The 18,384-nt window shown below is 59.9% G+C and carries 15 protein-coding genes and 1 tRNA gene; 4 read left to right on the top strand and 12 right to left on the bottom strand.

Annotation, left to right across the window (positions count from 1 at the left end; all coding sequences use genetic code 11):
- Window positions 1-59: 59 nt before the first annotated feature.
- The 4 genes from queE to nadA all read left to right on the top strand — a co-directional run bounded on the left by queE (window position 60) and on the right by nadA (window position 2,869).
- Window positions 60-707, top strand: coding sequence for a 7-carboxy-7-deazaguanine synthase QueE (queE, locus tag KCG87_RS21780; protein WP_027612537.1), 648 nt, complete (start codon window positions 60-62; stop codon window positions 705-707).
- A 1-nt stretch (window position 708) separates the two neighbouring features.
- The gene (gene queC, locus KCG87_RS21775; protein ID WP_210558830.1) at window positions 709-1,401 is read left to right on the top strand and encodes a 7-cyano-7-deazaguanine synthase QueC; all 693 of its coding nucleotides are present in this window, start codon (window positions 709-711) and stop codon (window positions 1,399-1,401) included.
- Between the two features lie 62 nt (window positions 1,402-1,463).
- Window positions 1,464-1,539: transfer RNA gene (locus tag KCG87_RS21770), tRNA-Lys, on the top strand.
- Window positions 1,540-1,810: 271 nt separating this feature from the next.
- A complete protein-coding gene (gene nadA, locus KCG87_RS21765; RefSeq protein ID WP_134787182.1) occupies window positions 1,811-2,869 on the top strand; it encodes a quinolinate synthase NadA in 1,059 nt (352 codons plus the stop codon).
- A gap of 136 nt (window positions 2,870-3,005) precedes the next feature.
- On the opposite strand, the gene KCG87_RS21760 is transcribed toward nadA, so the two are convergent.
- The 12 genes from KCG87_RS21760 to arcD form a co-directional block, all read right to left on the bottom strand.
- A complete protein-coding gene (locus KCG87_RS21760; protein WP_115989038.1) occupies window positions 3,006-3,494 on the bottom strand; it encodes an RDD family protein in 489 nt (162 codons plus the stop codon).
- Between the two features lie 97 nt (window positions 3,495-3,591).
- Window positions 3,592-3,804 (bottom strand): cold-shock protein, encoded by a 213-nt coding sequence (locus tag KCG87_RS21755; protein ID WP_007934683.1) that lies wholly within the window; start codon window positions 3,802-3,804, stop codon window positions 3,592-3,594.
- Window positions 3,805-4,207: 403 nt separating this feature from the next.
- Window positions 4,208-5,332: a glycine cleavage system aminomethyltransferase GcvT gene (gcvT, locus tag KCG87_RS21750; RefSeq protein ID WP_210558831.1), complete on the bottom strand. Its 1,125-nt coding sequence runs from the start codon at window positions 5,330-5,332 to the stop codon at window positions 4,208-4,210.
- Between the two features lie 135 nt (window positions 5,333-5,467).
- Window positions 5,468-6,844 carry an L-serine ammonia-lyase gene (locus KCG87_RS21745; protein WP_210558832.1) on the bottom strand — a complete coding sequence of 459 codons (1,377 nt, stop codon included), beginning with the start codon at window positions 6,842-6,844 and terminating at the stop codon, window positions 5,468-5,470.
- A 207-nt stretch (window positions 6,845-7,051) separates the two neighbouring features.
- Window positions 7,052-9,919: an aminomethyl-transferring glycine dehydrogenase gene (gene gcvP / locus KCG87_RS21740; RefSeq protein ID WP_210558888.1), complete on the bottom strand. Its 2,868-nt coding sequence runs from the start codon at window positions 9,917-9,919 to the stop codon at window positions 7,052-7,054.
- A complete protein-coding gene (gene gcvH / locus KCG87_RS21735; RefSeq protein ID WP_027612543.1) occupies window positions 9,916-10,299 on the bottom strand; it encodes a glycine cleavage system protein GcvH in 384 nt (127 codons plus the stop codon). The genes gcvP and gcvH overlap by 4 nt, the downstream gene beginning before the upstream one ends.
- Before the next feature lie 439 nt (window positions 10,300-10,738).
- The gene (locus KCG87_RS21730; protein ID WP_027612544.1) at window positions 10,739-12,247 is read right to left on the bottom strand and encodes a sigma-54-dependent transcriptional regulator; all 1,509 of its coding nucleotides are present in this window, start codon (window positions 12,245-12,247) and stop codon (window positions 10,739-10,741) included.
- 267 nt (window positions 12,248-12,514) lie between these two features.
- The gene (locus KCG87_RS21725) at window positions 12,515-12,877 is read right to left on the bottom strand and encodes a DUF5064 family protein (protein ID WP_041068604.1); all 363 of its coding nucleotides are present in this window, start codon (window positions 12,875-12,877) and stop codon (window positions 12,515-12,517) included.
- Window positions 12,878-12,939: 62 nt separating this feature from the next.
- On the bottom strand, window positions 12,940-13,869 hold the full coding sequence (gene arcC / locus KCG87_RS21720) for a carbamate kinase (protein WP_134787177.1): 930 nt from the start codon (window positions 13,867-13,869) through the stop codon (window positions 12,940-12,942).
- Between the two features lie 192 nt (window positions 13,870-14,061).
- A complete protein-coding gene (locus tag KCG87_RS21715) occupies window positions 14,062-15,072 on the bottom strand; it encodes an ornithine carbamoyltransferase (protein ID WP_003227481.1) in 1,011 nt (336 codons plus the stop codon).
- A gap of 69 nt (window positions 15,073-15,141) precedes the next feature.
- Window positions 15,142-16,398: an arginine deiminase gene (gene arcA / locus KCG87_RS21710; RefSeq protein ID WP_098965261.1), complete on the bottom strand. Its 1,257-nt coding sequence runs from the start codon at window positions 16,396-16,398 to the stop codon at window positions 15,142-15,144.
- Window positions 16,399-16,429: 31 nt separating this feature from the next.
- Window positions 16,430-17,857 carry an arginine-ornithine antiporter gene (gene arcD, locus KCG87_RS21705; RefSeq protein ID WP_210558833.1) on the bottom strand — a complete coding sequence of 476 codons (1,428 nt, stop codon included), beginning with the start codon at window positions 17,855-17,857 and terminating at the stop codon, window positions 16,430-16,432.
- Window positions 17,858-18,384 lie beyond the last annotated feature (527 nt).

Genomic DNA, 18,384 nt, shown 5'->3' with positions numbered 1-18,384 from the left:
TTGTCTGAAGTGCCTGACGGAGGCGGACAGCCTGTTTAGCTGTTACGCCCGTGGCGACTATGCAAGACACATTGAGAATTACCGAAGTTTTCTACTCGTTGCAGGGGGAAACGCGGACTGCCGGGCTGCCCACGGTTTTTGTGCGCCTGACCGGTTGCCCATTGCGTTGCCAATACTGCGACAGCGCCTATGCGTTCAGCGGCGGTACGATCCGCACCCTCGACGATATCCTCGAACAAGTGGCCGGGTTTCGCCCGCGCTACGTCTGCGTGACCGGCGGTGAACCGCTGGCGCAGCCCAATGCCATCCCGTTGCTCAAGCAATTGTGTGATGCCGGTTACGAAGTGTCACTGGAAACCAGTGGTGCACTCGATATCTCGGCGGTAGATTCGCGCGTCAGTCGCGTGGTCGACTTGAAGACGCCGGACTCCAAAGAGGCGCACCGCAACCGCTACGAAAACATCGAACTGTTGACGCCCAACGATCAGGTGAAGTTTGTCATCTGTTCGCGGGACGACTATGACTGGGCGGTTTCCAAACTGATCCAGTACGGTCTCGATCAACGTGCGGGTGAAGTGCTGTTTTCCCCAAGTCATCATGACCTCAATGCCAGGGATCTGGCGGACTGGGTGGTGGCAGACAACCTGCCGGTGCGTCTGCAATTACAGCTGCACAAGTATCTTTGGAATGACGAGCCGGGGCGCTGAGATGACTGAACAACTGAACACCACCGAACAGCGTGCAGTGATTTTACTGTCGGGCGGTCTGGATTCGGCCACGGTCGTGGCAATGGCCCGAGCCGAAGGTTTCGCCTGTTACACCATGAGTTTCGATTACGGCCAGCGCTCCCATGCAGAGCTGCATGCCGCCGCGCGCGTCGCTCGCGATCTGGGTGTGGTCGAGCACAAAGTGATCGGCCTGAACCTGAATGGCATAGGCGGCTCGGCACTGACCGACACCAGCATCGACATCCCGGAAGAACTGGGCGAGGGCATCCCGGTGACCTACGTACCGGCGCGCAACACGGTGTTCCTGTCGCTGGCACTGGGCTGGGCTGAAGTGCTCGGCGCGCGTGACATCTTTATCGGGGTCAACGCGGTGGACTATTCCGGTTACCCGGATTGCCGTCCGGAGTTCATCGAGTCGTTCGAGCGCATGGCCAACCTGGCGACCAAGGCGGGTGTGGAAGGCAACGGTTTCCGCATCCAGGCACCGCTGCAGAACCTGAGCAAGGCGCAGATCGTCCAGGCGGGCGTGAAGCTGGGCGTGAATTACGGCCTGACAGTTTCCTGCTATCAGGCGGACGATGACGGCCGTGCGTGCGGCAAATGCGACAGCTGCCGCCTGCGTGCAGAAGGCTTCGCAGCGGCCGGTGTAAGCGATCCAACACCTTATTTTTGATTTTTTTCAAAAAGGTGTTGAATAGTCCTTAAAAATCAGTATTATACGCGCCACCACACAGCGGGTCGTTAGCTCAGTTGGTAGAGCAGTTGGCTTTTAACCAATTGGTCGTAGGTTCGAATCCCACACGACCCACCATATTTGGCGGTTTAGAAAATCCGGAAGGCCCACGAAAGTGAGGATTTCCGGGTTTTTTTTTGCCTGCGATTCAGGCACCTCTCCCTTGATCGTTGCCTGCGCTGACACAGGTCAGAATCATCTTTTGTATCAACGGGATATTCTGTAGCCTTGCGCAGCTTCAACGCTGTCCGTGCCTGATAATACTCACTCTCCCGGCGGTACCCTCAAGTGGTCCGGAGCCGGGTGTATACTCGACTTTCGCGCGAAAGCGCCTGCAGGTCTTGCGAACATGACGCAGATTTCCGAACGCCTTCTGGTTCAAGCCCACCTCGATGCCAAACAGCCCAAACCGCTGACTGCCGAGGAAGAGGCCCACTACCGTTCCGCCATCGCCGCCGAGCTCAAGGCTCAGGACGCGGTGCTGGTGGCCCACTTCTATTGCGATCCGGTGATTCAGGCCCTGGCCGAAGAAACCGGCGGCTGTGTGTCTGACTCCCTCGAAATGGCGCGCTTCGGCAACGCTCACCCGGCCAAGACCGTGGTGGTCGCCGGCGTGAAGTTCATGGGCGAGACCGCGAAGATCCTCAACCCGGAAAAACGCGTGCTGATGCCGACCCTGGACGCGACCTGCTCGCTGGACCTCGGTTGCCCGGTGGACGAGTTCTCGGCGTTCTGCGATCAGCACCCGGAGCGCACGGTGGTGGTGTACGCCAACACCTCGGCCGCGGTCAAAGCCCGTGCTGACTGGGTGGTAACGTCGAGCTGCGCACTGGAGATCGTCGAAAGCCTGATGGACAACGGCGAGACCATCATCTGGGGCCCGGACAAGCACCTGGGCACCTACATCCAGCGCAAGACCGGCGCTGACATGCTGCTGTGGGACGGTGCCTGCATCGTCCACGAAGAGTTCAAGTCCAAGCAGCTCGAAGACATGAAGGCGCTGTATCCGGACGCCGCGATTCTGGTGCACCCGGAGTCGCCGACCTCGGTGATCGAACTGGCGGACGCAGTAGGTTCCACCAGTCAGTTGATCGCAGCCGCGCAAAGCCTGCCGAACAAGACCCTGATCGTCGCCACCGACCGTGGCATCTTCTACAAGATGCAGCAGCTGTGCCCGGACAAGGTCTTCATCGAGGCGCCAACCGCCGGTAACGGCGCGGCGTGCCGCAGTTGCGCACATTGCCCGTGGATGGCCATGAACACCCTTGAGCGCACGCTCAAGAGCCTGAAGGAAGGGACGAACGAGATCTTTGTCGATCCGGCGCTGATTCCGCAGGCGATCCGCCCGTTGAAGCGCATGCTGGATTTCACCCAGGCGGCGCGGATGAAGCTGGCGGGTAACGCTTAAGCTCGTTGAGGCAACACGCAAAACCTGTGGGAGCGGGCTTGCTCGCGAAGGCGGTGTATCAGTCGATGCAAAAGGTGACTGATACACCGCCTTCGCGAGCAAGCCCGCTCCCACATTGGTATCTGGTGTCTGGAAACTATTTGGTCTTCTTCGGAATCCGCACCACGCGGGTATCGGAATAGATGTCGTGCCAGGTGCGCTTCTGCTTGTCGTACAGCGACCAGAAGAATCCAAGCCCTGCGCACAGCCACGAAGCGATCGACACCATAAACCGCAGCAGCGCCTGCCACAGGCTGATCGCGCTGCCATCGGCGTTCTGTACGCGTATGCCCCATACCTGCATGCCCAGTGTCTGCCCGCCGTGGGTCCAGAACTTGGCGAAGAACGCAAACAGCACCAACAGCAACACTGTGGAATACAGCGGATCGCCATCCATTTTTCCGGCGTCGGTCAGCACGCGCAGGCGTTCTTCACCGATGATCGCTGCCTGGATCAACTTGTAGACGAATCCGGTGACGATCAGCAGGGCAGTGCACAACAGGAAGTCATAGAACATCGCGGCCAGGCGCCGGCCGAGGCCAACAGCAGGAAAGTCGCCCTGGGGAGTGAGCAGGTTCTTCGACATGGCAGCCTCTGGACGCAAAATGAAGCGCCATTTTACGGATTCGCGCGCACAAAAAAGCCCCTGATATCAATATCAGGGGCTTTTTCGTTACAGAAGATTAACCTTCTGCTTGTACTTCATCAGCCTGCATGCCTTTCTGGCCTTGCACAGCAACGAAGGTCACTTTCTGGCCTTCTTTCAGGCTCTTGAAGCCGTTGCCCTGAATAGCGCGGAAATGCACGAACAGATCCGGACCGCTTTCTGGAGTGATAAAACCAAAACCTTTCTCGTCGTTAAACCACTTGACGGTACCGCTCTGACGTTGGGACATTTCTTATTTCCTTTGACGCATAAATTGATGACAGCCTCTTTCTCATGAAAGAGTACTGGGGCTGGTTGCAGGAGAGTAAGAAGACGTCGAGCGGGATGTAGCTAACTTGTAGGCTACTGCCCAGGTCACGATTCCAAGCTGACCCATGCAAACACAGTGGACAAACTCTACGCCAACTACGGGAGAAAAAACAAGCCCCGCGAAGGCCCCGGTTTTACTGTCCCTGCTGGCAGTTAGTCAGTCTGCTAGTGCGGCTTAGACGATTAGCTTGTTCAAAAGTTTTCGAACGTTATAAGTAAAGTTCATAATCGAATCAAATGTTAGAAAATGCACTTTTTTGTGGCGATTGCGTTACACATTAGTGCACGCATAACGCAATCGCGTTACTTATAGAAACAGTCAATCAACCACGATAGTAGCGTTGTGGAACAAATGGCATTTTGCTTACAAGCATTTGCACCTTTTTCCCACGAACGATGGCCCAGACTGGCGTATCCAGGGTGACATAAGCGCCGTCGAGGTAACCCATCGCCAACGGCCCGCCCAGGGTCGGACCGAAGCCGCCGCTGCACACGCTGCCGATGATTTCGCCCGCGTCGTTGACGATTTCTGCGCCTTCACGCACCGGCGTACGTTCCTGTGGCAGCAGACCGACGCGTTTGCGCGCGACGCCATTCTGCTGCTGAGCAAAAACTGTCTCTGCCCCCGGGAAACCACCGGCCCGTGCGCCGTCGGCACGACGTGGCTTGGAGATTGCCCACAACAGGCTGGCTTCGATCGGCGTGGTCTCGGTGTTCATGTCGTGCCCGTACAGGCACAGGCCGGCTTCCAGGCGCAGCGAGTCGCGGGCGCCGAGGCCGATGGCCTGAACTTCCGGTTCGGCCAGCAGGGCGCGGGCGAGTTTTTCTGCATCGGCGGCCGGCACTGAGATTTCGAAACCGTCTTCACCGGTGTAGCCCGAACGGCTGACGAAGCAATCCACGCCCAGCAGTTGCACGCGGTTGAACTGCATGAAAGTCATTTTTGCGACTTCAGGGGCCAGGCGCGCCAGCACGGTGACCGCAGCCGGGCCTTGCAACGCCAGTAGCGCGCGCGCTTCGAACAGCTCCGTAATGGTGCACTGATCGCCGATGTGCTTTTGCAGATGCGCCAGATCCTGATCCTTGCACGCGGCGTTGACCACCAGGAACAGCTCGTCGTTACCGAGATTGGCGACCATCAGGTCGTCGAGGATGCCGCCGTTGTCGTTGGTGAACATTGCGTAGCGCTGCATGCCCACCGGCAGGTCGATGATATCCACCGGCACCAGGGTTTCCAGAGCCTTGGCGGCATTGGCGCCGGTCAGGCGGATCTGGCCCATGTGCGAGACATCGAACAGCCCGGCCTGTTCACGGGTGTGTTGGTGTTCCTTCATCACGCCCAGCGGGTATTGCACCGGCATGTCGTAGCCGGCGAACGGCACCATGCGGGCGCCGAGTTCGATATGCAGAGCGTGCAGCGGGGTTTTCGACAGTTGTTCGGTGGACATGCGTGGCTCCTTGAAAGTTTGAGTTTGGGGGCATGGGGCTAGATTTAGATTAAGATCAAAAGCCCCTCACCCCAGCCCTCTCCCGGAGGGAGAGGGGGCTAAGTGCGGTCCTCTCCCAAAGGGAGAGGACATAAATCAGCATTCGATGATGTTGACTGCCAGACCGCCACGGGCGGTCTCTTTGTATTTGCTTTTCATGTCGGCGCCGGTCTGGCGCATGGTGCGGATGACCTTGTCGAGGGAGACGAAGTGTTGCCCGTCGCCGCGCATGGCCATGCGCACCGCGTTGATCGCTTTCACCGAGCCCATGGCGTTGCGCTCGATACACGGCACCTGCACCAGCCCGCCAATCGGGTCGCAGGTCAGGCCGAGGTTGTGTTCCATGCCGATTTCCGCCGCGTTCTCGACTTGCTGCACGCTGCCGCCGAGCACTTCACACAACGCGCCGGCGGCCATCGAGCAAGCCACGCCGACCTCACCCTGACAGCCGACTTCGGCACCGGAGATCGAAGCGTTTTCCTTGTACAGAATGCCGATGGCGGCGGCGGTCAGCAGAAAGCGCACCACGCCGTCATCGTTCGCACCCGGGATAAAGCGCATGTAGTAATGCAGCACCGCCGGGATGATGCCCGCCGCGCCGTTGGTCGGCGCGGTGACTACACGACCACCGTTGGCGTTTTCTTCGTTGACCGCCAGTGCATAAAGGTTGACCCAGTCCAGCACGGACAGCGGATCACGCAGCGCTGATTCCGGGTTCTTGCACAGTTGCCGATGCAATGCCGCCGCCCGGCGTTTGACCTTCAGCCCGCCCGGCAAAATGCCTTCGTTGCGACAGCCAGCGGCGACGCAGTCCTGCATCACTTGCCAGATTTTCAGCAGACCGGCGCGCGTCTCCGCCTCCGGGCGCCAGGCGCTTTCATTAGTCAGCATCACCTGGCTGATCGACAACCCGTAGGTAGCGCAATGGCCGAGCAAATCCTTGGCACTTTTGAACGGGAAGGTCAGCGGTGTCGCGTCTTCGACGATTCGGTCGGCACCGGCCGCATCTTCATCGACCACAAACCCGCCACCGACCGAGTAGTACTCGCGGCTGCGAATCTGAATACCGGCAGCATCGAAGGCGCGAAAGGTCATGCCGTTGGGGTGATAGGCCAAGGGTTTGCGGATCATCGCCAGGTGTTCTTTCTCGTTGAACGCAATGCTGTGTTCTCCGAGCAGATTCAGCCGGCCATTGCCGCGAATATCCTGCAGGCGTGCGGCGACGGTTTCGGTATCGACGGTGTCCGGGTGTTCACCTTCAAGGCCAAGCAGCACGGCTTTGTCGCTGCCGTGTCCCTTGCCGGTAGCACCGAGCGAGCCGTACAGCTCGACTTTGACGGTGCTGGTGGCCGACAGCAGGTCATCGCGGCGCAGGCCTTCGGCGAAGCGCGCAGCGGCACGCATCGGGCCGACGGTGTGGGAGCTGGAAGGGCCGATGCCAATCTTGAACAGGTCGAACACGCTTAACGACATGAGTGGTTCTCCGGTTTCTTGTTATAGGAATTGGCGCAAGCTCGAGGCTGGACACAAATCCCCTGTGGGAGCGGGCTTGCTCGCGAATGCGGTGTGTCAGGCAACATTGATGGCGATTGATACACCGCATTCGCGAGCAAGCCCGCTCCCACATTGGGATCTATGGTGTTGCTGAAAATCGGGGCAGGTGACCTGCCCCTCATCCGTTTAAGCGTAGCTTTCGATCGACGGGCAGGCGCAGACCAGGTTGCGGTCGCCGAACACGTTGTCGACACGACCGACCGGCGGCCAGTATTTGCCTTCGACCAACGACGCCACCGGATAAACGGCCTGCTCGCGGCTGTACGGGTGGGTCCACTCGCCGACCAGTTCCGCAGCAGTGTGCGGGGCGTTCTTCAGCGGGTTGTCGTCCTTGTCCAGCGTGCCGTTTTCCACCGCGCGGATTTCTTCGCGGATGCGGATCATGGCGTCGCAGAAGCGGTCCAGTTCTTCCTTGGATTCACTTTCGGTCGGCTCGATCATCAGCGTACCGGCGACCGGGAACGACATGGTCGGGGCGTGGAAGCCGAAATCGATCAAGCGCTTGGCAACGTCATCGACGCTGATGCCGCTGCTGTCTTTCAGTGGACGCAGGTCGAGGATGCATTCGTGCGCCACCAGCCCGTTGCTGCCGGTGTACAGCACTGGATAGTGCTCTTCGAGGCGACGGGAAATGTAGTTGGCATTGAGGATCGCCAGCTGCGAAGCACGCTTCAGACCGGCGCCACCCATCATGCGAATGTACATCCAGGTGATCGGCAGAATGCTTGCGCTGCCGAACGGTGCTGCGCAGACCGCACCTTCCTTGCGTTGCATCTGGCCGTGACCCGGCAGGAACGGGGTCAGGTGCGACTTGACGCCGATCGGGCCGACGCCCGGGCCGCCACCGCCGTGCGGGATGCAGAAAGTCTTGTGCAGGTTCAGGTGCGAGACATCGCCGCCGAACTTGCCCGGCGCGCAGAGGCCGACCATCGCGTTCATGTTGGCGCCGTCGATGTACACCTGACCGCCGTTGTCATGAATGATCCCGCAGATTTCGCGGATGCCTTCTTCGAACACGCCGTGGGTCGACGGGTAGGTGATCATCAGCGCCGCGAGGTGTTCGCGGTGCTCGACGGCTTTGGCGCGCAGGTCTTCGATATCGACGTTGCCGCGCGCATCGCACGCGGTCACCACCACGCGCATGCCGGCCATGTTGGCGGTGGCCGGGTTGGTGCCGTGGGCCGACGACGGGATCAGGCAGATGTCGCGGCGCTCGTCGCCACGGCTCTGGTGGTACGCGCGAATCGCCAGCAGGCCTGCGTACTCACCTTGCGAACCGGCGTTCGGTTGCAGCGAGATCGCGTCGTAACCGGTGGCGGCGCAGAGCATCGCTTCCAGTTCATCGGTCAGTTGCTGATAACCGGCGCTCTGCGCAGCCGGAGCGAACGGGTGCAGGGCGCCGAATTCGGCCCAGGTCACCGGGATCATTTCGCTCGCGGCGTTGAGTTTCATGGTGCACGAGCCCAACGGGATCATCGTGCGATCCAGTGCCAGGTCCTTGTCCGCCAGTTTGCGCAGGTAGCGCATCAGCTCGGTTTCCGAGTGATAACGGTTGAACACCGGGTGGCTGAGGATCGGCGACTGACGTACCAGCGCCGCCGGGATGGTGCTTTGCACCGACGCGGCCAGCGCAGCGAAGTCCGGCAGGGCCTTGCCGTCGGCGAACAGGCCCCACAGGGTTTCGATGTCAGCCTGAGTGGTGGTTTCGTCCACCGACAGGCCCAGACGCTCGGCATCGATGACCCGCAGGTTGATCTGCGCGGCGTGTGCCTTGTCGTGCAGCGTGGCGGTGTGTGCGCCGGTGGCTACGGTCAGGGTGTCGAAGAAGCTTGTCTGCTCGACGGTCTGGCCCAGTGCGCTCAGGCCCTTGGCCAGAATCGCGGTCAGGTGATGCACGCGGTTGGCGATCTGGGTCAGGCCTTTCGGGCCGTGGTACACGGCGTACATGCTGGCGATGTTGGCCAGCAGCACTTGTGCGGTGCAGATGTTCGAGGTGGCCTTCTCGCGGCGGATGTGTTGCTCGCGGGTCTGCATCGCCAGACGCAGGGCCGGTTTGCCGAAGCGGTCAACCGAAACGCCGACCAGACGGCCCGGCATGTCGCGCTTGAACGCATCCTTGGTAGAGAAATAGGCCGCGTGCGGGCCACCGAAGCCCAGCGGCACGCCGAAGCGTTGCGCGGAACCGATAGCGACGTCGGCGCCGAACTCGCCCGGAGCGGTCAGCAAAGTCAGGGCCAGCAGGTCGGCAGCGACCGCCACCAGCGCGTTGGCGGCGTGGAAGCGCTCGGTCAGTTCGCGGTAGTCGAACACATCACCATTGCTCGCCGGGTATTGCAGCAGCGCGCCGAAGAACGGCGTGACGTCGCTCAGTTCACGCTCATCGCCAACCACCACTTCGATGCCCAGCGGCTCGGCACGGGTGCGCAGCACGTCGAGGGTTTGCGGGTGGCTGTGGATCGAGGCGAAGAACTGATGGCTGCCCTTGTTCTTGCTCAGGCGTTTGCAGAAGGTCATGGCTTCGGCAGCGGCGGTGGCTTCGTCGAGCAGGGAAGCGTTGGCGATCGGCAGGCCGGTGAGATCGCTGATCAGGGTCTGGAAGTTCAGCAGCGCTTCGAGACGGCCCTGGGAAATTTCCGGCTGGTACGGGGTGTAAGCGGTGTACCAGGCCGGGTTTTCCAACAGGTTGCGCAGGATCGGTGACGGCGTGTGGCAGTTGTAGTAGCCCTGGCCGATGTAGGTCTTGAACAGTTGGTTTTTGCCGGCGATCGATTTGATCATCGCCAATGCATCGGCTTCGCTCAGGCCGTCGTCCAGGCCGAGCACGCTGGTGCCCTTGATGCTTTCCGGGATGACGCTGGCGCTCAGCGCTTTGAGCGAGTCGAAGCCGAGGCTGTTGAGCATGGCTTGCTCGTCACCGGCGCGTGGGCCGATGTGACGGGCGATGAATTCGTTGGCAGTGCCGAGGTTTACTTGGGTCATGTCGTTACTCCTCAGGCTTCGGCTTGGGCTTTGATCAGGCGGTCGTAGGCGTCTTGATCGAGCAGTTTGCCGACAGCGGCGGCGTCGCTTGGCTGGAAGCGGAAGAACCAGCCTTCGCCCAGCGGATCTTCGTTGACCAGTTCCGGGCTGCCGTCCAGTGCCGGGTTCACTTCCACAACTTCACCGTCGAGCGGCATGTACACGCCGCTGGCGGCTTTCACCGATTCCACGGTGGCGGCTTCAGCGCCTTTTTCGTAAGCCTGCAGCTCAGGCAGTTGCACGAACACCACGTCGCCCAAAGCGTTCTGCGCGAAAGCGGTGATGCCGACAGTAACGCTGCCGTCAGCTTCGGTGCGCAGCCATTCGTGATCTTCAGTAAAACGCAACTCGCTCATGGAAACTCCTAAGGGGGCCAGACTCGTCTGGTGGACGCGGTGGAAGGCTTGGGCATGAAAGCCCTGATTTTATGAGCGGTTACTTAGCAAGAACGCGGCCAGATTGTATTTATCTATATAAATCAAATAGTTATATGTTTCTGGTTGTGATGGGTGTGGGGCTTCTGTAGCGAAATCGCTACAGCTTGGGGCGGGGAGAAAAGCTGAAGCGGATCAAAGCCTTGCACAGCGGCGATCGGAGGAGGGTGTAGCGATATCGTTCCGCTGTAGCGCTTTCAGTACAGATGGAGGTCGCTTTTGAACGGATTTCGAATCCGTCACATCAACCCCCTGTGGGAGCGGGCTTGCTCGCGAAAGCGTCAGGTCAGTCGACATCACTGTTGAATGGCCCACCGCATTCGCGAGCAAGCCCGCTCCCACATTTTTGACCGCGTGCGGCTTACGGTTTATTGGGGATGCCGTACTTGCGCAGGCGATGGGCGATTGCCGTGTGCGAGGTCTGCAGGCGGCTGGCCAGTTGGCGGGTCGAGGGGTAGCTGACGTAGAGTTTTTCCAGCAGCGATTTTTCGAAGGATTCGACGGCTTGTTCAAGGCTGTCGACGTCGCTGTCGGTCTGCCGCGCCACCGAGGTGCCGGCGATGTCGAGGTCGCCGATGTCGACCAGACTGCTCTCGCAGATCGCGGCGGCGCGGAAGATCACGTTCTGCAACTGGCGCACGTTGCCCGGCCAGCGGTTGCCGAGCAGCGCTGGATAAGTCCCCGGTGCCAGGCGACACACCGGGCGCTGGATCTGCGCACACGCCTGCTGCATGAAATAGCGCGCCAGCAGCAGAATGTCCTGACCTCGCTCACGCAGCGGCGGCACTTCGACGTTGAGCACGTTGAGACGGTAGAACAGGTCTTCGCGGAACAGGCCTTCGCTGACCATTTTTTCCAAGTCGCGGTGGGTCGCGCTGAGGATCCGCACGTTGACCTTCACTTCACGATCGCCGCCCACTCGACGGAAGCTACCGTCGTTCAAAAAGCGCAGCAGTTTGGCTTGCAAGTACGGCGACATCTCGCCGATCTCGTCGAGAAACACCGTGCCCTGGTTGGCCAGTTCCATCAGCCCCGGTTTGCCGCCACGTTGCGCGCCGGTAAAGGCACCGGGGGCGTAGCCGAACAGTTCGCTCTCGGCGAGGTTTTCCGGCAGCGCCGCGCAGTTCAGCGCGAGAAACGGCGCACTGTGCCGCGCACTGATCGCGTGGCAAGCGCGGGCCACCAGTTCTTTACCGGTGCCGGTTTCGCCTTGAATCAGCAGCGGTGCGTCGAGGGCTGCGACTCGTTGCGCGCGGGCCTTCAGCGTGCGGATCGCCGGAGACTCGCCGAGCAATGCATCGAAACCTTCGGCATGGTCATGGTGCAACGCCGAGAGCTGTTCGCCGATACGGTTTGGCTGATACAGGGTCAGCAGCGCACCGGCGTCGGTGATCGGCGTGGCGTCCAGCAGCAGGGTCTGGCCATTGACGGTGATCTCACGCAGCGGCAGGCGGAAGCCTTGTTCGAGCAGGGTTTCCAGCAGACCGGGGTCGTTGAACAGCTCAGAGACACTTTCACCTGCCGGTTCACGCCCGTACAGCGCAATCAGTGCCGGGTTGGCCAGCAGGACTTTGCCGGCGCTATCAAGGGCAAGTACCGGATCGGTCATCGCCGCGAGCAACGCATCGAGCTGCAAGTGCCGACGCTGACCAGGGAGGATGTCGACCACCACCACGGCCTCCACGCCGCGCACCCGGAACAACGCATCTTTGAGCTCTTCGAGCACTTGCGGGCTCAAGGTCGGTGCATCGATGTAGACGTTGGGCGGAATCATCTCCACCGCATCCAGATTGAGATTGCGCCCACCGAGGATAGCCAGGACTTCCTGGGTGATGCCGACGCGGTCGATGAAGCTGACGTGGATACGCATGGGGGCGGTTCAGTGTTCTGGAATGCGGAGGGGGGCAAGTATGCCTTGATGGGGGACTGGGGTGAAATCTTGAGATTGTTGTCGTGCTGGAGATCTACCCCCTCACCCCAGCCCTCTCCCCAGAGGGGCGAGGGGGAAAGGGAGCAGATTGGGGGCTTTTCAAAACTTGAGTTCGGCTCGCTATTTCAGGTCGGTGTACCTTGAGCGAGCAACTCGGTCAGTCCCCTCTCCCTCCGGGAGAGGGTTAGGGTGAGGGGGCTTTTGGGGTTACTCGAAATGCTCGGGATTAACCGGATCCCCGGATTGCATATTCAACTTCTGCCGGATGTCCTCAAACATCAGATCGTAATGTTTGTGCACCGAACCGATCTGGCTGTGAGCCTTTGGAATCCCATATTTCTCGGCAATCCGGGTCACGTCGCGGGCGAAGTTGTAAGCCTCTTCCTTGGGCAGGAAAAACGCTTCCTTCATGTCCTTGCCCTGCATATTGCCGTGCAGGGTGAACTGTATCCCTTTGCCTTTTTGCGGATCGGTGAACACTTCATAGTCGAGACACAGGTCGTAACTGACGTCATCTGGCGTCAACGCATGTCGCTCGATGTGCAAATGACCGGGGTTGAATATGGCCATGGGTTTCTCCTGATCAAGGCATGGGAGAAGGGCAGACCCTGGGCCTGCCCTTGAGTTTCTAATTATCGATAGCTGATGCCCGGCTTCGCCGTGCTGACGCGTGTGCCGGCAGTGCCCTGGACGATCGCTTCGATGTCCGCGAGCGAGCCGATCACCGCGACCTTGCCAGTATGGCGCGCGAATTCGCAGGCTGCCTGCACCTTCGGTCCCATGGAGCCAGCGGCGAAACCGAGGCGTTCGAGTTCATCCGGGTGGGCTTCGGCGATGGCTTTCTGCGACGGCTTGCCATAGTCGACGAACGCCGCGTTGACGTCGGTGGCGATCACCAGCAAGTCAGCTTCCAGTTGCTCGGCGAGCAGCGACGAGCACAGATCCTTGTCGATCACCGCCTCGATGCCCTTGAGGTTGCGGTGCTCGTCGTACATGGTCGGAATCCCGCCGCCACCCGCACAAATCACGATGCTGCCCTTGTCCAGCAGCCACTTGATCGGGCGGATCTCGAAGATGCGTTTCGGCCGTGGACTGGCCACCACACGACGGAACTTGTCGCCGTCCGGAGCGATGGCCCAACCTCTTTCAGCAGCGAGTTTTTCCGCTTCGGCCTTGTCGTAGACCGGGCCGATCGGTTTGGTTGGATTCTGAAAGGCCGGGTCCTTGGCGTCGACTTCAACCTGGGTCAGCAGGGTGGCGAACGGCACTTCGAAGTCCAGCAGGTTGCCCAGTTCCTGTTCGATGATGTAGCCGATCATGCCTTCGGTTTCGGCACCGAGCACGTCCAGCGGGTAAGGGGTGACGGAGGTGTAGGCCGCCGCCTGCAGCGACAGCAGGCCGACTTGCGGGCCATTGCCGTGGGCGATGACCAGTTGGTTGCCGGGATGGATCTTGGCGATTTGCTCGGTGGCGATGCGGATGTTGGCGCGCTGGTTGTCAGCGGTCATCGGCTCGCCACGACGGAGCAGGGCGTTACCGCCCAGAGCTACGACGATACGCATGGTGCATGTCCTTCTAAAACAGAGGAATGGCAAACGACTCGGTCGCACTGCCGGAACCGCGGGCCTTGGTGGGAGGGGGCTTGCTCCCGAAGGCGGCGGATCAGTCGACATCTCTGTTGAATGACACACCGCTTTCGCGAGCAAGCCCGCTCCCACATTGGGATTCGGTTCCTTCAGTGGGAGCTATTTCAGTTACAGATCAGCCAGGGTCGAAACCAGGATCGCCTTGATCGTGTGCATGCGGTTTTCCGCTTGCTCGAAGGCGATGCAGGCGGGTGACTCGAACACGTCGTCGGTCACTTCGATGCCGTTGGCCAGGTGCGGGTACTGTTCGGCGATCTGTTTGCCGACCTTGGTATCGCTGTTGTGGAACGCCGGCAGGCAGTGCATGAACTTGGTGCGCGGGTTGCCGGTGGCTTTCATCAGCTCTTTGTTGACCTGGTACGGCAGCAGTTGCTGGATACGTTCGGCCCAGGCTTCAACCGGCTCGCCCATCGACACCCAGACGTCGGTGTGGATGAAATCGACGCCTTTGACTGCGGCTTTCGGGTCTTCGGTCAGGGTGATGCGTGCGCCGGATTCTTCCGCGTATTTCTTGCAGCGATCGACCAGATCGTCATGCGGCCACAGGGCTTTCGGCGCGCAGATGCGCACGTCCATGCCGAGCTTGGCGCCGACCAGCAGCAGCGAGTTGCCCATGTTGTTGCGCGCATCGCCGAGGTAGGCGTAGCTGATTTCGTGGATCGGCTTGTCGGCGTGTTCACGCATGGTCAGCACGTCGGCGATCATTTGCGTTGGGTGATATTCGTCGGTCAGGCCGTTGAACACCGGCACCCCGGCGAACTTCGCCAGCTCTTCGACGATTTCCTGTTTGAAACCACGGTATTCGATGGCGTCGTACATGCGACCCAGCACGCGGGCCGTGTCTTTCATGCTTTCCTTGTGGCCGATCTGCGACGAGTTCGGGTCGATGTAGGTGACATTGGCGCCTTGGTCATAGGCCGCCACTTCGAACGCGCAACGGGTGCGGGTCGAGGTTTTTTCGAAGATCAGGGCGATGTTGTTGCCCTTGAGGTGTTGCTGTTCGGTGCCGGTGTATTTCGCGCGTTTCAGATCGCGGGACAGGTCGAGCAGGTAACGCAGCTCGCGTGGGGTGTGGTGTTCCAGGCTGAGCAGGTTACGGTTGTGGATGTTAAAAGCCATGATGGATCTCCTTCGGTGTCGGTTATCCCCCTGGCCGCGCTTTGTAAGTCGCGGCCAAGGCTCAGAGGTTTAGTAATCGATTGGGTCGCGGATGATCGGGCAGGTCATGCAGTGGCCGCCGCCACGGCCACGACCGAGTTCGCCGGCGCTGATGGTGATGACCTCCACGCCCGCCTTGCGCAGCAGGGTGTTGGTGTAGGTGTTGCGGTCGTAGCCGATGACCACGCCCGGTTCCACGGCCACCACGTTGTTGCCGTCGTCCCATTGCTCGCGTTCGGCGGCGAAGCTGTTGCCGCCGGTTTCCACCACGCGCAGCTTCGGCAGGTTGAGGGCTTTGGCCACGGTGTCGAGGAAGCTGCCTTCTTCGCGGCGAATGTCGATGCCGCCCTGTTTGCTTTCGTCAGGCCGCAGGGTGAACGCGACGATCTGGTTCACCACTTCCGGGAAGATCGTCACCAGGTCGCGGTCGCAAAAGCTGAACACGGTGTCCAGGTGCATCGCGGCGCGGGACTTCGGCAGGCCGGCGACGATGACTTTTTCCACCGCTTTGTTCTTGAACAGATTCAGCGCCAGTTGGCCGATCGCCTGACGCGATGAGCGTTCGCCCATGCCGATCAACACCACGCCGTTGCCGATCGGCATCACATCGCCGCCCTCGAGGGTCGAGCTGCCGTGATCCTTGTCCGGGTCGCCGTACCAGATTTCGAAATCGGCGTTGGTGAACTGCGGGTGAAATTTGTAGATGGCAGTGGCCAGCAGGGTTTCCTGGCGACGCGCCGGCCAGTACATCGGGTTCAGCGTCACGCCACCGTAGATCCAGCAGGTTGTGTCGCGGGTGAACTGGGTGTTCGGCAGCGGCGGCAGGATGAAGCTGGAGTGGCCGAGGAAGTCGCGGAACATCTGGATGGTCTTGCCACCGAAGCTGTCCGGCAGATCATCCGCGGATACGCCGCCAATCAGGTATTCGGCGATGTGTCGCGGCTCAAGGCTTTTCAGCCAGGACTTCACTTCGCTGATCAGGCCCAGGCCTACCGAGTCGGCGGTGACCTTGCGATCGAGGATCCAGTCCAGCGCTTCGGGGTTGGCGACGATATCAGTCAGCAGGTTGTGCATTTCCAGCACGTCGATCCCGCGTTCACGCATCTTGGTCACGAAGTCGAAGTGGTCGCGCTTGGCCTGGGCCACCCACAGCACGTCATCGAACAGCAGTTCATCGCAGTTGTTCGGGGTCAGGCGCTGGTGGGCCAGACCTGGGGAGCAAACCATGACTTTGCGCAGTTTGCCGGCTTCGGAATGGACGCCGTACTTAACTTTTTCCGTGGTCATTGCAGTGATCCTCCAGATTACAAATCAAGGGTTACAAGGTCAGGAAGCCGTCGTAGAGACCGTAGGCAGCCACCAGGGCACCCACGACCACTGCGGCGAAAATCAGCTTCTCGACGTTAGTGAAAATCGGTTGTTTGAGTTCCAGCTTGGCCTTGGCGAACAGGATCGCGCCGGGTGCGTAGAGCAGGGCCGAGAGCAGCAGATACTTGACCCCGCCGGCATACAGCAGCCACACCGCGTAGATCAGCGCGATGCCGCCGATAATCAGATCCTTGCGTCGTTCGGCCGCGAAGCCTTCGTAGCTTTCGCCGCGCACCGCCAGCAACAGGGCATAGGCCGCCGACCACAGGTACGGCACCAGAATCATCGAAGTGGCGAGGTAGATCAGCGACAGGTAAGTGCTGGCCGAAAACAGGGTGATGATCAGGAGCAGCTGGACCATCGCGTTGGTCAGCCACAGGGCGTTGACCGGTACGTGATTGGCGTTTTCCTTGCGCAGAAACTCGGGCATGGTGTGGTCTTTGGCGGCGGCGAACATGATCTCCGCACACAGCAGCACCCACGACAGCAGCGCGCCCAGCAGCGAGATGATCAGGCCGACGCTGATCAGCACCGCGCCCCAATGACCGACCACGTGCTCAAGCACGGCGGCCATCGACGGGTTCTGCAGTTTGGCCAGTTCCGGCTGGGTCATGATGCCCAGCGACAGCACGTTGACCAGCACCAGGAACAGCAGCACGGTGATGAAACCGATGACGGTGGCCTTGCCGACGTCCGAGCGTTTTTCCGCCCGCGCCGAGAAGATGCTCGCGCCCTCGATGCCGATGAACACCCACACGGTGACCAGCATCATGTTGCGCACCTGGTTCATTACGCTGCCCAGATCCGGGTTTTTCACACCCCAGATGTCGGCGGTGAAGATGTCCAGTTTGAAGGCGAATACCGCGATCAGCACGAACAGCAGCAGCGGCACGACCTTGGCGACGGTGGTCACCAGGTTGATGAACGCCGCTTCCTTGATCCCGCGCAGTACCAGAAAGTGCACGGCCCACAGCAGCACCGAGGCGCCGATCACCGCCGCTACCGTGTTGCCTTCGCCGAAAATCGGAAAGAAATACCCGAGGGTGCTGAACAACAGAACAAAGTAGCCAACGTTGCCCAGCCAGGCACTGATCCAGTAACCCCAGGCGGACGAGAAACCCATGTAATCGCCGAATCCGGCCTTGGCGTAGGCGTAGACACCGCCGTCCAGGTCAGGCTTGCGATTGGCGAGGGTTTGAAAGACAAAAGCGAGGGTGAGCATGCCGACAGCGGTGATGGCCCAGCCAATCAGTACCGCGCCGACGTCGGCGCTCGCGGCCATGTTTTGTGGCAAAGAGAATATCCCGCCACCAATCATTGAGCCGACTACCAAGGCAACCAATGCACCGAGTCGTAGTTTTCCGGGAGCTTCAGACATTGCATGACTCCATTGCAGGAGAGAAGAGTTCACAGCGTAGATCTGTTGTCTGTTCAATCAGCTGACATAGATCAGTGCATGGCCACATTCCATTGTTAATGAATGACTTATGAAACAACTGGAGGCATAAAGCTATCGCCTGGAAAGCCCGTCCTAGAGGCTTTTTACTGATGTGGTTGGGAATTGGTCTTATTACTTTAGAGTTATCACGCTAGTTGGTTTTCAGCTTTTGGCAAATTTTTCACATCTGTTTTCAGTACAGAATCGAATAATCAGGATTCGCGCACAAAAGCGATTAGTCGTGCTAGGCGTTAGCGTTGTTGGCTATATATAAGAGGGGTATTGGCGTTATTCAAAAAACGTACTTACGCTTTATCCGTTTAGTTAATACCCAGAAATAGACACACTTGTGGCGAGGGGATTTATCCCCGATGGGTGGCGTAGCCGCCCCAGATCCATTCGGCGCGGTGTCAGGCAGAACGAGTTCTCAGGTTTTGGGGCGGCTATGCCGCCCATCGGGGATAAAT

It is taken from the genome of Pseudomonas sp. MWU347, from assembly GCF_017947305.1.
GTDB lineage: Bacteria > Pseudomonadota > Gammaproteobacteria > Pseudomonadales > Pseudomonadaceae > Aquipseudomonas > Aquipseudomonas putida_A.
Note: the sequence above shows the minus strand (reverse complement) of the source record. Positions and strands in the feature narration are given on the sequence as shown.

Bases quoted from the DNA above. Each gene is read 5' to 3' on its own strand.
- arcD (WP_210558833.1), bottom strand. From the start codon at position 17,857: ATGTCTGAAGCTCCCGGAAAACTACGACTCGGTGCATTGGTTGCCTTG.
- nadA (WP_134787182.1), top strand. From the start codon at position 1,811: ATGACGCAGATTTCCGAACGCCTTCTGGTTCAAGCCCACCTCGATGCC.
- KCG87_RS21725 (WP_041068604.1), bottom strand. From the start codon at position 12,877: ATGGCCATATTCAACCCCGGTCATTTGCACATCGAGCGACATGCGTTG.
- gcvT (WP_210558831.1), bottom strand. From the start codon at position 5,332: ATGTCCACCGAACAACTGTCGAAAACCCCGCTGCACGCTCTGCATATC.
- arcC (WP_134787177.1), bottom strand. From the start codon at position 13,869: ATGCGTATCGTCGTAGCTCTGGGCGGTAACGCCCTGCTCCGTCGTGGC.
- KCG87_RS21760 (WP_115989038.1), bottom strand. From the start codon at position 3,494: ATGTCGAAGAACCTGCTCACTCCCCAGGGCGACTTTCCTGCTGTTGGC.
- KCG87_RS21730 (WP_027612544.1), bottom strand. From the start codon at position 12,247: ATGCGTATCCACGTCAGCTTCATCGACCGCGTCGGCATCACCCAGGAA.
- KCG87_RS21755 (WP_007934683.1), bottom strand. From the start codon at position 3,804: ATGTCCCAACGTCAGAGCGGTACCGTCAAGTGGTTTAACGACGAGAAA.
- queE (WP_027612537.1), top strand. From the start codon at position 60: ATGCAAGACACATTGAGAATTACCGAAGTTTTCTACTCGTTGCAGGGG.
- queC (WP_210558830.1), top strand. From the start codon at position 709: ATGACTGAACAACTGAACACCACCGAACAGCGTGCAGTGATTTTACTG.
- gcvH (WP_027612543.1), bottom strand. From the start codon at position 10,299: ATGAGCGAGTTGCGTTTTACTGAAGATCACGAATGGCTGCGCACCGAA.
- KCG87_RS21715 (WP_003227481.1), bottom strand. From the start codon at position 15,072: ATGGCTTTTAACATCCACAACCGTAACCTGCTCAGCCTGGAACACCAC.
- KCG87_RS21745 (WP_210558832.1), bottom strand. From the start codon at position 6,844: ATGTCGTTAAGCGTGTTCGACCTGTTCAAGATTGGCATCGGCCCTTCC.
- arcA (WP_098965261.1), bottom strand. From the start codon at position 16,398: ATGACCACGGAAAAAGTTAAGTACGGCGTCCATTCCGAAGCCGGCAAA.